This window comes from Carboxydothermus islandicus (assembly GCF_001950325.1).
GTDB lineage: Bacteria > Bacillota > Z-2901 > Carboxydothermales > Carboxydothermaceae > Carboxydothermus > Carboxydothermus islandicus.
In genome coordinates this window covers 1-241 of record NZ_BDJL01000140.1, presented here as the reverse complement: position 1 = coordinate 241, position 241 = coordinate 1, and the positions used below count along the sequence as shown (strand labels likewise).

Annotated in this window: 1 pseudogene; it reads right to left on the bottom strand. The window is 46.5% G+C overall.

Features of this window, described 5'->3' with window-relative positions:
- Nucleotides 1–193 (bottom strand): annotated as a pseudogene (gene argS / locus ciss_RS11910) (arginine--tRNA ligase); the annotation flags it as partial.
- Nucleotides 194–241 lie beyond the last annotated feature (48 nt).

The window sequence follows — 241 nt, the reverse complement described above, 5'->3', positions numbered from 1 at the left end:
CCCGCGGATTTTTCCGCGCCTTTTTGGTAAGAAGCATTGCTAAGTTAGTGGCTAAATCTCCGTGGGCTTTTTCTTTGGGTTTTTCCAGTTCAAAAGCAAACTCGTCCGAAGGGTCCAAATCCCCCGCTTTCACCGCCGCTTTTCTTAGATTTTCCGCAATCTCCCCCGTAATTCTCTGTAAAAGATACCCCACTTTCAAGCCTCCTTGACCTCGATAGACAAAAAGTTGTCGGAAACCTTT